This is a genomic window from Paraclostridium bifermentans (assembly GCF_964259345.1).
Taxonomy (GTDB): domain Bacteria; phylum Bacillota; class Clostridia; order Peptostreptococcales; family Peptostreptococcaceae; genus Paraclostridium; species Paraclostridium bifermentans_B.
Map to the genome: position 1 here is coordinate 193,146 of NZ_CAXVJR010000003.1, position 14,776 is coordinate 207,921.

Sequence of the window (14,776 nt, forward strand, 5' to 3'; positions counted from 1 at the left end):
ATTGAAATATAAAAGACAAGGATTTACTATTTTAGAAAATATAATATCTTTAAGCATAATAGGATTAATATCATCACTAGTTGTAAGTGTTTTTTCAACTAGTGTTTTTTATTTAGAAAAATCTTATGAAGCAAATGAAATGATAAATATAGGTAAAAATAAGTTATATGAAACAGAATATTGGATAGAAAATTCAGCTGAAGAAGTAAAATCTAAAAACCATTATGAAAAAATAAGCGGTTATAGTGTAAATTGTAATATAAAAGAAAATGATAAATATTATAAATGCTATGATATTAAGGTTTTAGTTAATCATGGTGATAAAAAAATAGAATTAAATAGTTATGTGGTGAGAATTTGAAAAAAAGAAATGGGTCAGTGTTAGCTAATACTCTCTTATGTGTAGGAGTACTAAGTTGTATTTGTTTAGGGTGCATGTCTTTGATTAGGACTAATAGCGATATAATTTCAACCTATGAAGTTGCTACTACACTACAACATGATACAAGAGCTGGAGTTAACTTAGTTTATAGTAAAACTTTAGAGCATGTAAATAAAGCGATGGAAATATCAAAACAACAAGGTGTAAGTTATAATGATTACTTTGTAAATAGCTATAAAGAAGCTTTTATAAGAGAAATAGAAAATATAGATGAAAACAACATTGAAGTTAATGTGATAAATGACAAAATATATATCGATGAAAACTTTATATGTTTTAAAGTTACATGCATAAAAAGTGAAGGTGACTTAAAAAAACAGTCAACGTCTTTATTTAAAATTAAAGCAGATTTAGATAGTTTAGACTGTAAAAAAATGGTATATAAGTACGATTATAAGGAGATATAAAATATGAAAAGAGAAGGAATGTGACTTTAGTAGAACTTATTATAACACTAAGTATTATGGTTATAATTATATATATAGTTTTTCCTAAAGATAATATACAAAAATATGAGTTAGATTCATTTGCGAGACAATTTGCATCTGATATAAGATATGTAAGAAGTATAAATATAAATGGTAATGAAAATTTTTACTTAGAAAATATCAAATCAAGTAATGATTCTAGATATGTTATTAAAGACAATTCTGAAATTATAAAGACTGTATATTTACCACAAAATTCAACTTTAACATCAACGTATCCCATAATAAAATTTAAATCAGATGGAACGTTAAACTCTATAGGAGAAACTATGACTTTAAAGTCTGCGTATAGAACGATAGAAATAACTATAATACCGTTTAGCGGAAGAGTTTTATTGAAAGAAGGAAAGTATGAATAGGAAAAGAGGATATTTACTATTAGAAACATCTATATCTATATGTATTATGGTTATAATAATTTTAGGATCATATACATTGATGTTTTTAGGTATAAAATTTTATAATAATATACATAGCAGTATAGAAATACAACAACAAGGATTAGAAATACAGAGGACTATGGAAAAAGAGCTTAAAAATAGAGTAAATATTTATAATGTTAGAACGGAAAATAATGAAATTGTAACATCAAATAATTTTGATGATAAAAAGGTTATATCTATAAAATATAAACCTGTAGATAGAGAGGATAAATTAGGTTTAGATGAATTATTTCTAAATAAAAGAACGCAGAAGATTTTTATAAAAAGAAGAAATGCATCATCTGGCTATGAAATAGGAGATTACATTGATAATATGTATGTATCTAAAGATAAAGATGGTAAAATTATAAGTATAAAATTAGATTTATCTAAGAGTAATCAGAAATATAGTACAAGTTTTAAAATATATAATAATGATTTGGATACAGGAGAAATTATATGAGCAATATAGTGTTAATTGGATTTATGGGAAGTGGCAAAAGTACTATTGGAAAGAAGATAGCCAATAAAAAGGACATGAAATTTATAGATATGGATTTTGAAATTGAAAAACTAGAAAATAAAACAATTAGTGAGATATTTAAAGATTATGGGGAAATATATTTTAGAGAAAAAGAAACTGAACTATTGAAAAAAGTATTAACTAGTGAAAATGCTGTTATTTCGACTGGTGGAGGTATAATAGAAAATAAAGAAAATAGAGGAATTTTACATAAAGAAGAAAATGTTATATGGCTTTATGCAGATGCCGAAAAAATAATAAAAAATATAAAACATGAAATTTACAAAAGGCCTAAATTAATGGAGGCTAAAAACTTAGAAGAATACATAGAAAAATTATTAAAATCAAGGCATAGTAAATATAAAGAAGTATCGAATATTAAAGTAAACACTAATAATAAAAATATAGATGAAGTAATGAGTGATATACTTGTTTATATTTAGCAAAATATGTTATTATATTAATGTAAATAAGTTCTATTTATAAAGGTTGGTGAACTATGTGAAAGTATTGATAATAAATGGACCAAACCTTAATATGTTAGGAAAAAGAGAACCTAATGTTTATGGACAAAAAACATTAGAAGATTTAGAAGATATTTTAAGGCAAGAATTTAAAGATACTGTTGAATTAGAATTTTATCAAAGTAATCATGAAGGGTATATAATAGATAAGTTGCATGATTCTAATTTGAAATTTGATGGTATTGTAATTAACCCGGGGGCATTTACCCACTATAGTTATGCAATAGCAGATGCTATAAGATCTATAAGCACTAAAGTTGTAGAAGTACACATTTCTAATATTCATAATAGAGAAGAGTTTAGACAAAAAAGTGTTACAGCAAGTGCATGTATAGGACAAATTTCAGGATTTGGATTTAATAGTTATAGTCTAGGTGTAAATGCAATAATAAATTGTGAGGTAGATTAAATGGAAAATAGAGTATTTAAATTAAGAGAAGAAATGAATAAACTGAACCTAGATGCTGTATTAATAGAAGATTCTAAGAATAAAAGATATATATCTGGATTTACAGGTACAGCAGGATCTATAATAATAACTAAAGATAAAAGTCTGTTATTTACAGACTTTAGATATATACAACAAGCTAAAAATCAAGCTAAATGTTTTGAAATAGTAGAAATATCAAGAACTAATCCAATTACTAACTTTTTAAAAGACATGGATATTAAAAGATTAGGTTTTGAAGATGATAAAATGAGTTTTTCTACATATTCAAATTATAATGAATGCTTAGTTAATACTGAGATGATTCCTTTAAAAGGAATGATGTTAAATTTAAGAGCTGTTAAAGATGAGAACGAATTAGAAATAATAAGACAAGCAGCTAAGCTTGCAGATGAAGGGTTTATGCACATAATAAACTTCATAAAGCCAGGAATGAAAGAAACTGAAGTTGCTTTAGAATTAGAATTTTTTATGAGAAAAAAAGGTGCTACAGGAGCATCATTTGATTTTATAGTAGCATCAGGAAAAAGATCTTCTATGCCTCATGGAGTTGCAAGTGATAAAGTTATCGAATTAGGAGACTTTGTTACTATAGACTTTGGATGTGTATATAATGGATATTGTTCAGACATGACTAGAACAATAGTAGTAGGAAAAGCATCTGAAAAGCAAAAAGAAATATACAATATAGTATTAGAAGCTCAACTTAAGGTTATAGAGCATGCAAAAGCTAATATTAGTGGAATAGAACTTGACAATATCGCAAGACAATATATAATTGAAAAAGGATATGGTGATAAATTTGGTCATGGCTTAGGACACGGAATAGGACTTGATGTACATGAACTTCCAAATGTTAATTCACTAGGAACAAACATACTAAAGCCTAATATGGTTATAAGTGATGAACCAGGTATATACATAGAAGATTTTGGTGGTGTAAGAATTGAAGATTTACTTATACTAACAGAAGATGGATGTGAAGTAATAAATTCATCGCCAAAACATTTAATAGAATTAGAATTTTAAAAAACGTACGATTATGGAGGGACGAATATGGTAACAGCAGGTGATTTTAGAAAAGGTGTAACATTTGAGAAAGACGGTCAACCATGTTTAATAGTTGATTTCCAACACGTTAAACCAGGAAAAGGTGCTGCGTTTGTTAGAACTAAGTACAAAAACTTAAAAACAGGAGCTATAAGAGAAGAAGCTTTCAACCCAAGTGACAAGTTCCCTAAAGCTCACATAGACACTAGACAAATGCAATACTTATACAATGATGGTGAGTTATACTACTTCATGGATAACGAAACATTTGAACAAATACCTTTAGATTACGAAAAGGTTGAAGATGCAATAAAATTCTTAAAAGAGAATGAAACTGCAACAATAAGATTCTACCAAGGACAACCATTCCAAGTTGAAGCTCCTAACTTTGCAGAACTTGAAATAGTTGAAACTGAGCCAGGAATAAAAGGAGATACTGCAAGTAACGTTACTAAATCAGCGACAGTTGAAACTGGTGCAGTAGTTCAAGTACCTTTATTTATAAATGAAGGAGATAAAATAAAGATAGATACTAGAACTGGAGAATATTTATCAAGAGTTTAATAATTAAATGTATATAAAAGCTTATATATCTAAATAATAGATATATGGGCTTTTAAATTTATCTAAACAAACTTATGAAGGTGAGGGGTAGCAATGAAATATTTATACGAAGAAGTTGCATACTTAAAAGGTCTTGCAGAAGGATTAGAGATAAGTGAGGAAACAAAAGAAGGAAAAATAATTCACAAAATAGTAGATGTTTTAGAAAGTTTTGCAGATGCTATAGTGGAACTAGAAGAAGAACAAATAGAACTTATAGAATATGTTGAATCTATAGATGAAGATTTATCAGATATAGAAGATGATATATATGATGAAGATGACGATGAGGATGATGACGACGAAGAATTTAACTACATAGAAATGGAATGCCCAAATTGTAATGACTTTGTAGAAATAGATGAAGATTTACTATATGATGAAGATGTAGATATAATATGTCCTAATTGTCAAGCTGTAATATTATCATCTGAAGATGAATGCCATTGCGGAGACGATTGTAGTTGTGACTGCGATTGCCACGATGAAAATTAAAACTATATAAGATAATAATCTATAGAGCCTATGAAGTATAAGTTTCATAGGCTTTTATGTTTTATGTTTTGCAATAAGTTTAGAAAAATAGTACACTATAGTCTAGAGAGATTTAAGCCGGAGGTAAATAAATGAAAATAAAATCAAGCATATTGAATAACATATCTAAATTTGAAGAGATAATAAAATATAAGTTTAATAATAAAGGATACATATTAGAGGCTTTAACTCATAGTTCGTACTCTAATGAAAATAAATCATATGCATTTAATGAAAGGTTAGAATTTTTAGGAGACTCAGTTTTAGGTATTGTAATAAGTGATTACTTATTTAAAAATGAAACAGAGCTTCCAGAAGGTGAGTTAACTAAATTAAGAGCCAATATAGTTTGTGAAGAGTCTTTAAGTGATGTTGCTAAAAATATAAATTTAGGTAAACACATTCTTTTAGGTAGAGGAGAAGAAGCTACAGGAGGTAGAGATCGTGTATCTATCTTAGCTGATGCATTTGAAGCTGTTATAGCAGCTATTTATTTAGATGGAGGAATTGAACCTGCATCTGTATTTGTATTAAATAACATGGAAGAAATAATTCAAGACTCTATAAAAGGAAGAATCTTCAGAGATTATAAGACTCATTTACAAGAAGTTATACAAAGTCAAGGCGATAGCAATATAATATATGATTTAGTAGAAGAGATAGGTCCAGACCACAATAAAAGATTTGTTATGCAAGTAAAATTAAATGATGAAATATTAGGAAGCGGAGAAGGTAAAAGCAAAAAAGAAGCAGAACAATCAGCGGCAAAACAAGCACTAAGAAGGATGGTATAAATATGAAAAAAAGAATAATACCTATATTTGTTCCACACAGAGGGTGTCCACATGATTGTATATTTTGTAATCAAAAAAAGATAACAGGCGTAAGTACGGATATAACTAGTGATGACGTTAGAAATATAATAGAAGAATACTTAACTACAATAGATAAAGATGCGAGTATTGAAATTGCATTTTTCGGAGGTAGTTTTACAGCTATAGATATGGATATACAAAGAAATTTACTATCTGTTGCAAAAGAGTATGTAGATAAAGGTATAGTAGATGATATAAGAATGTCTACTAGACCAGATTGTATAAGCGATGAAATACTTACTATGCTAAAAGAATACAAAGTTAGTATAATAGAACTAGGAGTTCAATCTCTAGATGATAGAGTTTTAGTAGATAGTGTAAGAGGTCATAGTGATGAAGATGTATTTAAAAGTGCTAAATTGATAAAACAATATGGAATAAAATTAGGTCTTCAGATGATGATTGGATTACCATCAGATAGTGAGAGTAAATGTATTTATACTGCTAAAAAATTTATAGAACTTAAACCAGATTGTGTTAGAGTATATCCAACACTTGTCGTTAAAGAAACTGGGCTTGAAAAATTATTACAAGAAGATAAATACATACCATTTACACTAGAAGAAAGTATTGAAATTGTAAAAAAAGTTTTAGTATTATTTTATATAAATAATATAAATGTAATAAGAGTAGGGTTACAAGCTACAGAAGATATAGCTATAGGTAAAGAAGTTTTAGCAGGACCATACCACCCAGCATATAGAGAGCTAGTCGAGAGCAAAATGTATGGGGATTACATTGAATATATAATTAAAAAATATAATGCTAAAAGTGATGTCGTAGTATTAGTAAATAAGAAAAATGTATCTAGGATATTAGGAAATAAAAAAACTAATGCTAAAATTTTAAAGGAAAAATATAATATTGTACTAAAAACTAAAGAAGAAAAATTAGATATAAATGAGTTAGGTTTTGTAGTAGATGGAAAAGAAGTTATAAGACTTAACGTAAAAGAAATATATATGGTTTTAAAAGAAATATACAGCCTTTAGTTTGAGCATTGAAGGGAGAGAAAAGTATTGTACTTAAAAAGATTAGAACTTAAAGGATTTAAGTCTTTCCCAACAAAGACTGATGTTCTTTTTAATGAAGGTATAACAGCTATAGTAGGACCTAATGGTAGTGGTAAAAGTAATATATCAGATGCTGTAAGATGGGTACTAGGAGAACAAAGCATAAAGAGCTTAAGAGGAGATAAGTTAGAAGATGTAGTTTTTGCAGGAACAGATACAAAAAGAGCTATGAATTACTGCGAAGTTGCTCTTACTATCGATAATAGTGATAAAAAACTAGATTTAGAATATAGTGAAATAACTATAAAAAGAAGAGCTTACAGAAGTGGAGAAAGTGAATTTTTCTTAAATAATAAGTCATGTAGGTTAAAAGATATAAAAGAACTATTATTAGATACAGGTATAGGTAAAGATGGATATTCTATAATAGAGCAAGGTAAAGTAGATGAAATACTTAGCAACAACCCTGTAAACAGAAGGAAAGTATTTGATGAGGCTTGTGGCATATCTAAATATAGATATAAAAAGCAAGAAGCTGAAAGAAACTTAAAAAATACAAAAGAGAACTTAAATAGAATAGAAGATATATATGTTGAAATAGAAAATCAATTAAAGCCTCTAGAATCACAACAACAAAAAGCTATTAAATACTTAGAAATAAAAGAAAAGTTAAAAAATCTAGAGATAAATAGTTATGTAAAAGAAATAGAAGAATTAGATGCTCAATTTAATGAATTTATCAAACAAAATGACTTAATGTTAAATCAAATGGATAGCATTAAGAATGAAAAGGATACATTAGAAAAAGATTTAAATAAATCTAGTGAAGAGATTGAAGATATAGATAGTAAAATAAATAAGGCTATTGAATATATAGATACTATCAAGGAAGTAATAAATCAAAAGTATTCTGAACTTAATGTGCTCAATGAAAAAATAAAAAATTGCAGTAGCAATATAGATAGATATTGTAATGAAATAACAATCTCTAAAAATAAGATAGAAACTAATAAAGATCTACTTAATAATTTAAATAAAGAAAAAGAAAAATCTTTAAAAGACATAGATAATATAGAACAAAAAATAAATGAGTTTGATTTGAAAAATAAAAATAAAAAAACTGACATAAATAATGTAAGCAATCAAGTTGAGAACTTAAAAGATGAAATAATTACTCTTTTAGATGAAAAACAAAATAGTGCAAATAAACTATCTACTTTAAATGCAAATATTGAAAATATACAAAAAAGAACTGAAACTATAGATATAGATATAGAAAATTTAAAAACTGATATAAGTTATAAAAAAGAAGAAGTAGACAAATATAGAAAAGATAAAGATAGTAAATTAAAACTATCGGAAAAATTAAAAGATGATTATTCATTAATTTTAAATCAATCAAACAAACTAAAAGATGATTATAAAAAATGTGAAAATGATGCACAAGGATTAAAACTAAAATTAAATGAATACAATTCTAAGTTAAATATATATACTGATATGGAAAAACACTATGAAGGATTTAACAAAGGTGTAAAAGAAGTATTAAAAAATAAAGACTTAGAAGGTATACATGGCGCTTTAGGACAAGTTATATCATCAGATAAAGAGTATGAAAAAGCGCTAGAAGCTTCATTAGGAAGTTATATGCAAAATATAATAACTAGAGATGAGAACAGTGCTAAGTCTGCTATAAATTATTTAAAGAAAAACAATTTAGGAAGAGTTACTTTCTTACCGTTAAATATAATTAAATCTAATAAAATAGATAAAAAATTAATAAAATCTACAACTAATTATATAGGAATAGCTAGTGAATTAGTAAAATTTGATGATAAATATAAAAACATAATAGAAAACATATTAGGAAGAACTATAGTTATAGATAATATGGATAATGCTATTAAATTTGCTAGAGAAACTAATCATAGATATAAAGTTGTTACATTAGATGGAGAGATACTTAACCCAGGAGGATCTTTAACAGGTGGGACAATAAGAACTAATGGAAATATACTTTCTAGAAAACGACTTATAGAAGAGTTTAAAGAAAAAATAGTATTAGGGCAAAAAGATTTAAAGGCATTTGAAGAAAATAAGAAAGAAATAAATAATCTTATCAACTTAGAATTAGAAAAAGCTGAAAATATAAAAGTTAATTTAAGTGATAATGATAAAAACTTAGTGTTTATAGACACTACGATTAAAAATTTAAGTAACGATATTGTAAATTTAGAAAATAACCTTGATAAATTATATAATGAAAAACAAGGGTTAAAAGAAAACTTAGAATATACATTAACAAAAACAAAAGCATTGACAGATGATATAAATAAAATAGAGAAAAAACATAACTCAAACAAATCAGTTATAGAAGAATTAAATTTAAAGCTTAAAGAATTTAATGATGTATATGAAGCTGAAAAAGGTAAGTTTGACGAGTTAAATATAGAATATGTAAAGTTGAAACAAACATATGAAACTATACTAAAAGATATAAATAGAATAACTAGTGAAAATTCAGAACAAAATAACTTACTTGAAGAGATAAATAAAAGTCTTGAGCAAAGCAAAGATAGCAAGGTTAAATTAGAAGAACAAATAAAGATAGAAACATCAGAGAAAGAAAACTTAGAAAATCAACTTATTGATGAAAATAAAAAGCTTAATCTACAAAAAGAACAAAAAGAATCTATAAAGAAAAATAGAGAAGAATTAGCTTCAAGTCTTAAGAATACAGATAGAAAATATATGCAATTAAAAGAAAGTATATTTAAGATAGAAGGGAAATTAGAAAGAATAAAATCTTCTCAAGAAACTTATGAGACAAGACTTATGGAAGAATATGAAGTTTCATTAGAAGAAGCTATTAAACTAAAAGATGACTCTATAGTTGTAGATAAAAAAGATGTAGAGGCTTTAAAAAGAGAAATTAAGAGCTTAGGAAATGTAAATTTAGATTCTATTAAAGAATATGAAGAAATAAAAGAAAGATATGATTTCTATAGTGAGCAAAAGAAAGACTTAGAAGAATCTATAGATGTAATATATAAACTGATTAAAGAGCTTGAAGACAATATGAAAAAAGAATTTAATGAAAAGTTCGCAGTAATAAATGAGAACTTTAAGTTTGTATATAAGAAGTTATTTGGTGGAGGTACTGGAGAACTTAGAATAGTAGATAAGGAAAATCTACTAGAAAGTGATATTGAGATAGTTGCACAACCACCAGGTAAAAAAATGAAAAACTTAAATCTTTTATCAGGTGGAGAAAAAGCACTTACAGCTATAAGTATATTATTTTCTATACTTTTAGCTAAACCAACACCATTCTGTATATTAGATGAGATAGAGGCACCTCTAGATGATGCTAATATATATAGATTTGGAGAATTCTTAAAAGAATTATCTAATGATACTCAATTTATATCTATAACACATAGAAGAGGAACTATGGAAGTTGCAGATTATATATATGGCGTTACTATGCAGGAAAAAGCAATATCTAAAGTTATAAGCCTTAAACTAAAAGAAGCTAAAGAATTAACTCAAGATATAATATAAGGAGGGTAGTTATGTTTAAGAAACTATTTAAATTTGGGAAAAAGAAAGAAGATACGATTGAAGATAATAAAATAGAAGAAGTTGAAAATACTGAAGAGACTACAACTGATGATAGTGATAAGTCAGAGCAAAATATAAGTGATAAAGAAGAAACTGTAGTTGAAGCTGTAGAATTTAAAATAGAGCCTAGAGAAGAAGAAAAAGAAGAAGTAGTAAATGAAGAAATAATAAATGATAATAATGTAGAAGTTGAAGAAGAGATAATAGAGCAAGAAGAAGTTATTGACGATTCTCAAATAGAAACTGAAGAAATCATAGTTGAAGATGTGAAAGAAGAAGAGGTTGCAGAAACTGAAGAAATCACAGACGATAACTTTGAAGAGACTGAAGAAGTTGGGCTATTTGCAAGACTTAAACAAGGATTGACTAAAGCAAAGCAAGGTATAACAGATAAAATAGATGCAGTTTTAAACTCATATACAACTATTGATGAAGAGTTATTAGAAGAACTTGAAGAAATATTAATAACTGCAGATGTTGGTGTAAACACTACTATGGAAATGATAGACAATCTTAGAGATGCTATAAAGTCAAAAGGATTAACAGATCCTTTACAAGTAAGAGATGAATTAAAGACTTTAATAGTTGAAATGTTAGGAGAAGAAGATTCTAAGTTAGATGTAGAGCCAGGACCAAGTATAATATTAATGGTTGGAGTTAATGGAGTTGGAAAAACTACTACTATAGGAAAACTTGCTAATAGATATACAAAAGAAGGTAAAAAAGTAGTACTAGCAGCAGGAGATACATTTAGAGCTGCTGCAATAGAACAATTAGAAGTGTGGGCAAATAGAAGCAATGTAGATATAATAAAACATCAAGAGGGAGCTGACCCTGGAGCTGTAATATTTGATGCTGTTAAAGCTGCCAAAGCTAGAAAAGCAGATATATTAATATGTGATACAGCTGGAAGGCTTCACAATAAAACTAACTTAATGAATGAGTTAGGTAAAGTATTCAAAATAGTAGATAGAGAATATCCAGAAGCTAAAAAAGAAGTTTTATTAGTGGTTGATGCAACTACAGGTCAAAATGCTGTATCTCAAGCAAAAACATTTAAAGAAGTTGCTGATATAACTGGAATAGTTTTAACTAAGCTAGATGGAACTGCAAAAGGTGGAGTTGTGTTAGCTGTTAAATCAGAAGTTGATGTTCCTGTTAAGCTTATAGGTGTTGGTGAAAAGGTAGAAGACTTACAAGATTTTAACTCAAAAGCATTTATAGATGCATTATTTGGGAACTAATTAGCTTTTTACAAATAAATGTTGACAACTTTATTAGTATGATATAAAATACAATGTGTAAAGGAAATCACCTTTACAGTATGGTAATCGGGAAGTGTAATAATGAATCTAGAAAAATTGGTAGAGATTGGGTTGTTGTTTGAACAATACAAGATGCTTCTAACTGATAAGCAGAGAGAAATTGTATCACTTTATTACAATGAAGATTATTCTCTTGGAGAAATCAGTGAAAATTTAAATGTATCAAGACAAAGTGTTTATGATACTTTAAAGCGTTCAGAAAAGATTTTAAAAGATTATGAAGCTAAACTAGGCTTGGTAAAAAAGTCAAAAGAGCGTGAAAACTTTACACAAGATATATACAATAAAGTTGTTGACATTAAACAAGATTTATTGCAAAATAGAGATTGTGCTAATTTAATCCCTAAGTTAGAAAATATAGAAGATGTATGCAGGGAGATGTTAAAATGATATTTGAAGGATTAGCAGATAAATTACAGGGAGCTTTAGGAAAGTTAAAATCTAAAGGAAAGCTTACTGAAAAAGATGTTAAAGATGCTATGAGAGAAGTTAAATTAGCTTTATTAGAAGCTGACGTTAACTTTAAAGTAGTTAAAGACTTTGTAAAAAAAGTTCAAGAGAGAGCTGTTGGACAAGAAGTTATGGAAAGTTTAACTCCAGCCCAACATGTTATAAAAATAGTTAATGAAGAACTTACAAGTTTAATGGGTGATGTTCAAAGTAAAATAATGATATCGCCAAAACCACCAACAGTTATAATGATGGTAGGTCTACAAGGTGCAGGTAAGACAACTACATCTGGTAAACTTGGAGGATACTTTAAAAAGCAAGGTAAAAAGCCTCTATTAGTGGCTTGTGACATATATAGACCTGCAGCGATAAAGCAGTTACAAGTTGTAGGAGAAAAGTTAGATATACCAGTATTTAGCATGGGAGATAAAGAAAGCCCAGTAAACATTGCTAAAGCAGGATATAATCATGCATTAAAAAACAACAATGATTTAGTTATAATAGATACAGCTGGTAGACTTCATATAGATGAGACTTTAATGGATGAGTTAAAGAATATTAAATCTGAAGTTAAACCTCATGAAATACTATTAGTTGTTGACTCTATGACAGGACAAGATGCAGTAAATGTTGCAGAAAACTTCAATGATGCACTTGGAGTTGATGGAGTTGTATTAACTAAACTTGATGGTGATACAAGAGGTGGAGCGGCACTTTCAATAAGAGCTGTAACACAAAAGCCTATAAAGTTTATAGGTATGGGAGAAAAGCTAGATGACTTAGAGCCTTTCCATCCAGATAGAATGGCATCTAGAATATTAGGTATGGGAGATATCCTAAGCTTAATAGAAAAGGCTCAAGAAAATATAGATTTAGAAAAAGCTAAGGAATTAGAAAGCAAGATTAAAAAACAAGAACTTGATTTTGAAGATTTCTTAGAGCAAATGGAACAAATTCAAAAGATGGGTCCTCTTAATAAGGTCATAGAAATGATACCAGGTATGGGTCAAATGAAAGATCAACTTGGGGACATCGATATGAATAACAAAGAAATTGTTAAGACTAAGGCAATAGTACAGTCTATGACAATAGAAGAAAGAAGAAATCCTAGTATACTAAATGCTTCAAGAAAGAAAAGAATAGCAAGAGGTAGTGGTACTAGCGTTCAAGATGTAAACAGACTTATAAAACAATTCGGTGAAATGAAGAAAATGATGAAGATGTTTACAGGAACTCAAAAAAGCATGAAGAAAAGGGGAGGCTTTGCCGGTTTACCTTTCTTTAAATAATAGAAAACAAAAAAGATAAATTTTTTCGGAGGTGTCGATATGGCAGTTAAAATAAGATTAAAAAGAATGGGATCTAACAAAAAACCTTTCTACAGAATAGTAGTAGCAGATTCAAGATCTCCAAGAGATGGAAAATTCATAGAGGAAATAGGATTCTACAACCCTGTAGTTCAACCAAAGCAAGTTAAAATAAACGATGAGAAAGCTGTTAAATGGTTAGGATGTGGAGCACAACCAACTGATACAGTTAAAAACTTATTCGCTAAAAACGGAGTTATGGAAAAGTTCGAAGCTTCTAAGCAAGCTAAGTAATTTCCTGTTAGGAGTGAATTGATATGAAAGAGCTAGTACTAGATATAGCAAAAGCTCTTGTCGATAATCCAGAAGCAGTTGAAGTAGAGGAAACTTTTAATGGAGATGAAATAATTCTAAAGTTAAGAGTTGCTCAAGATGACATGGGTAAGGTTATCGGTAAGCAGGGTAGAATAGCTAAAGCTATAAGAACTGTTATAAAATCTGCTTCAAATAGAGAACGTAAAAAGGTTACTCTTGAAATAATATAAAGGATTAGGTATTAACCTAATCCTTTTTGTATATACTTTGTATATATTGCATTAATATAAAGCACAATTATTAAAGAAGGTGAGATTATGGAAAATAAATTAACTCATTTTAAAATAGGAAAAATAGTAAAAACACAAGGATTAAAAGGTGAAGTAAGAATTTATTCTTCAGCTGATGATATATATAGATTTGATGATTTAAATACTTTCTATATAGGGAAAGATTTAAATACTGAATATAAAGTTGAAAAGGTTAGATATAAAGGTAACCTAGTTATAATGAAAATAAAAGGTATAGACAGAGTTGAAGAGGCTGAAAAAATAGTAGGTAAAAACTTATATGTATCTAGAGAAGACTCTAGAGAACTAGATGAAGATGAGTTCTTTATAGCTGATATGATAGGTATAGATGTTTATACAGTAGATGGAGAGCATGTAGGCGAATTAAAAGACGTACTACAATACTCTGCAAATGATGTTTACGTTATAAAAGGAAAAGAAAACCAAGAATATTTAATACCAGCTGTTATGAAGTTTGTACCAGAGATAGATATAGAAGAAAGAAAAATGATAATAGACCCTATAAAGGGAATGTTAGATTAA

General features: G+C 27.8%; 18 protein-coding genes. All 18 read left to right on the forward strand.

What is annotated here, in order from left to right; genetic code table 11:
* Position 1: 1 nt before the first annotated feature.
* The 18 genes from ACEXNK_RS07275 (at position 2) to rimM (ending at position 14,776) form a co-directional block, all read left to right on the forward strand.
* Positions 2-361: a prepilin-type N-terminal cleavage/methylation domain-containing protein gene (locus ACEXNK_RS07275; RefSeq protein WP_373598316.1), complete on the forward strand. Its 360-nt coding sequence runs from the start codon at positions 2-4 to the stop codon at positions 359-361.
* A gap of 80 nt (positions 362-441) precedes the next feature.
* A complete protein-coding gene (locus tag ACEXNK_RS07280) occupies positions 442-849 on the forward strand; it encodes a hypothetical protein (RefSeq protein WP_373598315.1) in 408 nt (135 codons plus the stop codon).
* 20 nt (positions 850-869) lie between these two features.
* Complete coding sequence (locus ACEXNK_RS07285; RefSeq protein ID WP_373601574.1) at positions 870-1,289, forward strand: Tfp pilus assembly protein FimT/FimU; 420 nt, start codon at positions 870-872, stop codon at positions 1,287-1,289.
* Positions 1,282-1,815, forward strand: a complete 534-nt coding sequence (locus ACEXNK_RS07290) for a hypothetical protein (protein WP_373598313.1) — start codon at positions 1,282-1,284, stop codon at positions 1,813-1,815. The genes ACEXNK_RS07285 and ACEXNK_RS07290 overlap by 8 nt, the downstream gene beginning before the upstream one ends.
* Positions 1,812-2,318, forward strand: a complete 507-nt coding sequence (locus ACEXNK_RS07295) for a shikimate kinase (RefSeq protein ID WP_373598312.1) — start codon at positions 1,812-1,814, stop codon at positions 2,316-2,318. Before ACEXNK_RS07290 ends, ACEXNK_RS07295 begins: the two co-directional genes overlap by 4 nt.
* 58 nt (positions 2,319-2,376) lie before the next feature.
* Positions 2,377-2,808 carry a type II 3-dehydroquinate dehydratase gene (gene aroQ / locus ACEXNK_RS07300; protein WP_373598311.1) on the forward strand — a complete coding sequence of 144 codons (432 nt, stop codon included), beginning with the start codon at positions 2,377-2,379 and terminating at the stop codon, positions 2,806-2,808.
* The gene (locus ACEXNK_RS07305) at positions 2,809-3,876 is read left to right on the forward strand and encodes a M24 family metallopeptidase (RefSeq protein ID WP_373598310.1); all 1,068 of its coding nucleotides are present in this window, start codon (positions 2,809-2,811) and stop codon (positions 3,874-3,876) included.
* A 27-nt stretch (positions 3,877-3,903) separates the two neighbouring features.
* Positions 3,904-4,461: an elongation factor P gene (efp, locus tag ACEXNK_RS07310; RefSeq protein WP_373598309.1), complete on the forward strand. Its 558-nt coding sequence runs from the start codon at positions 3,904-3,906 to the stop codon at positions 4,459-4,461.
* Between the two features lie 93 nt (positions 4,462-4,554).
* A complete protein-coding gene (locus ACEXNK_RS07315) occupies positions 4,555-4,995 on the forward strand; it encodes a CD1247 N-terminal domain-containing protein (RefSeq protein WP_373598308.1) in 441 nt (146 codons plus the stop codon).
* A gap of 131 nt (positions 4,996-5,126) precedes the next feature.
* Entirely contained in the window at positions 5,127-5,828 is a 702-nt protein-coding gene (rnc, locus tag ACEXNK_RS07320) for a ribonuclease III (protein WP_373598307.1), read from the forward strand.
* Positions 5,829-5,830: 2 nt separating this feature from the next.
* Positions 5,831-6,901, forward strand: a complete 1,071-nt coding sequence (locus tag ACEXNK_RS07325) for an elongator complex protein 3 (protein WP_373598306.1) — start codon at positions 5,831-5,833, stop codon at positions 6,899-6,901.
* 27 nt (positions 6,902-6,928) lie between these two features.
* Positions 6,929-10,486: a chromosome segregation protein SMC gene (gene smc, locus ACEXNK_RS07330; protein ID WP_373598305.1), complete on the forward strand. Its 3,558-nt coding sequence runs from the start codon at positions 6,929-6,931 to the stop codon at positions 10,484-10,486.
* 11 nt (positions 10,487-10,497) lie between these two features.
* The gene (gene ftsY, locus ACEXNK_RS07335) at positions 10,498-11,790 is read left to right on the forward strand and encodes a signal recognition particle-docking protein FtsY (protein ID WP_373598304.1); all 1,293 of its coding nucleotides are present in this window, start codon (positions 10,498-10,500) and stop codon (positions 11,788-11,790) included.
* 102 nt (positions 11,791-11,892) lie between these two features.
* On the forward strand, positions 11,893-12,261 hold the full coding sequence (gene ylxM, locus ACEXNK_RS07340) for a YlxM family DNA-binding protein (RefSeq protein WP_373598303.1): 369 nt from the start codon (positions 11,893-11,895) through the stop codon (positions 12,259-12,261).
* Positions 12,258-13,610: a signal recognition particle protein gene (gene ffh / locus ACEXNK_RS07345; protein ID WP_373598302.1), complete on the forward strand. Its 1,353-nt coding sequence runs from the start codon at positions 12,258-12,260 to the stop codon at positions 13,608-13,610. Before ylxM ends, ffh begins: the two co-directional genes overlap by 4 nt.
* 39 nt (positions 13,611-13,649) lie before the next feature.
* The gene (gene rpsP, locus ACEXNK_RS07350) at positions 13,650-13,922 is read left to right on the forward strand and encodes a 30S ribosomal protein S16 (protein ID WP_373598301.1); all 273 of its coding nucleotides are present in this window, start codon (positions 13,650-13,652) and stop codon (positions 13,920-13,922) included.
* 23 nt (positions 13,923-13,945) lie between these two features.
* Positions 13,946-14,173, forward strand: coding sequence for a KH domain-containing protein (locus ACEXNK_RS07355; RefSeq protein ID WP_373598300.1), 228 nt, complete (start codon positions 13,946-13,948; stop codon positions 14,171-14,173).
* 87 nt (positions 14,174-14,260) lie between these two features.
* On the forward strand, positions 14,261-14,776 hold the full coding sequence (gene rimM, locus ACEXNK_RS07360; protein WP_373598299.1) for a ribosome maturation factor RimM: 516 nt from the start codon (positions 14,261-14,263) through the stop codon (positions 14,774-14,776).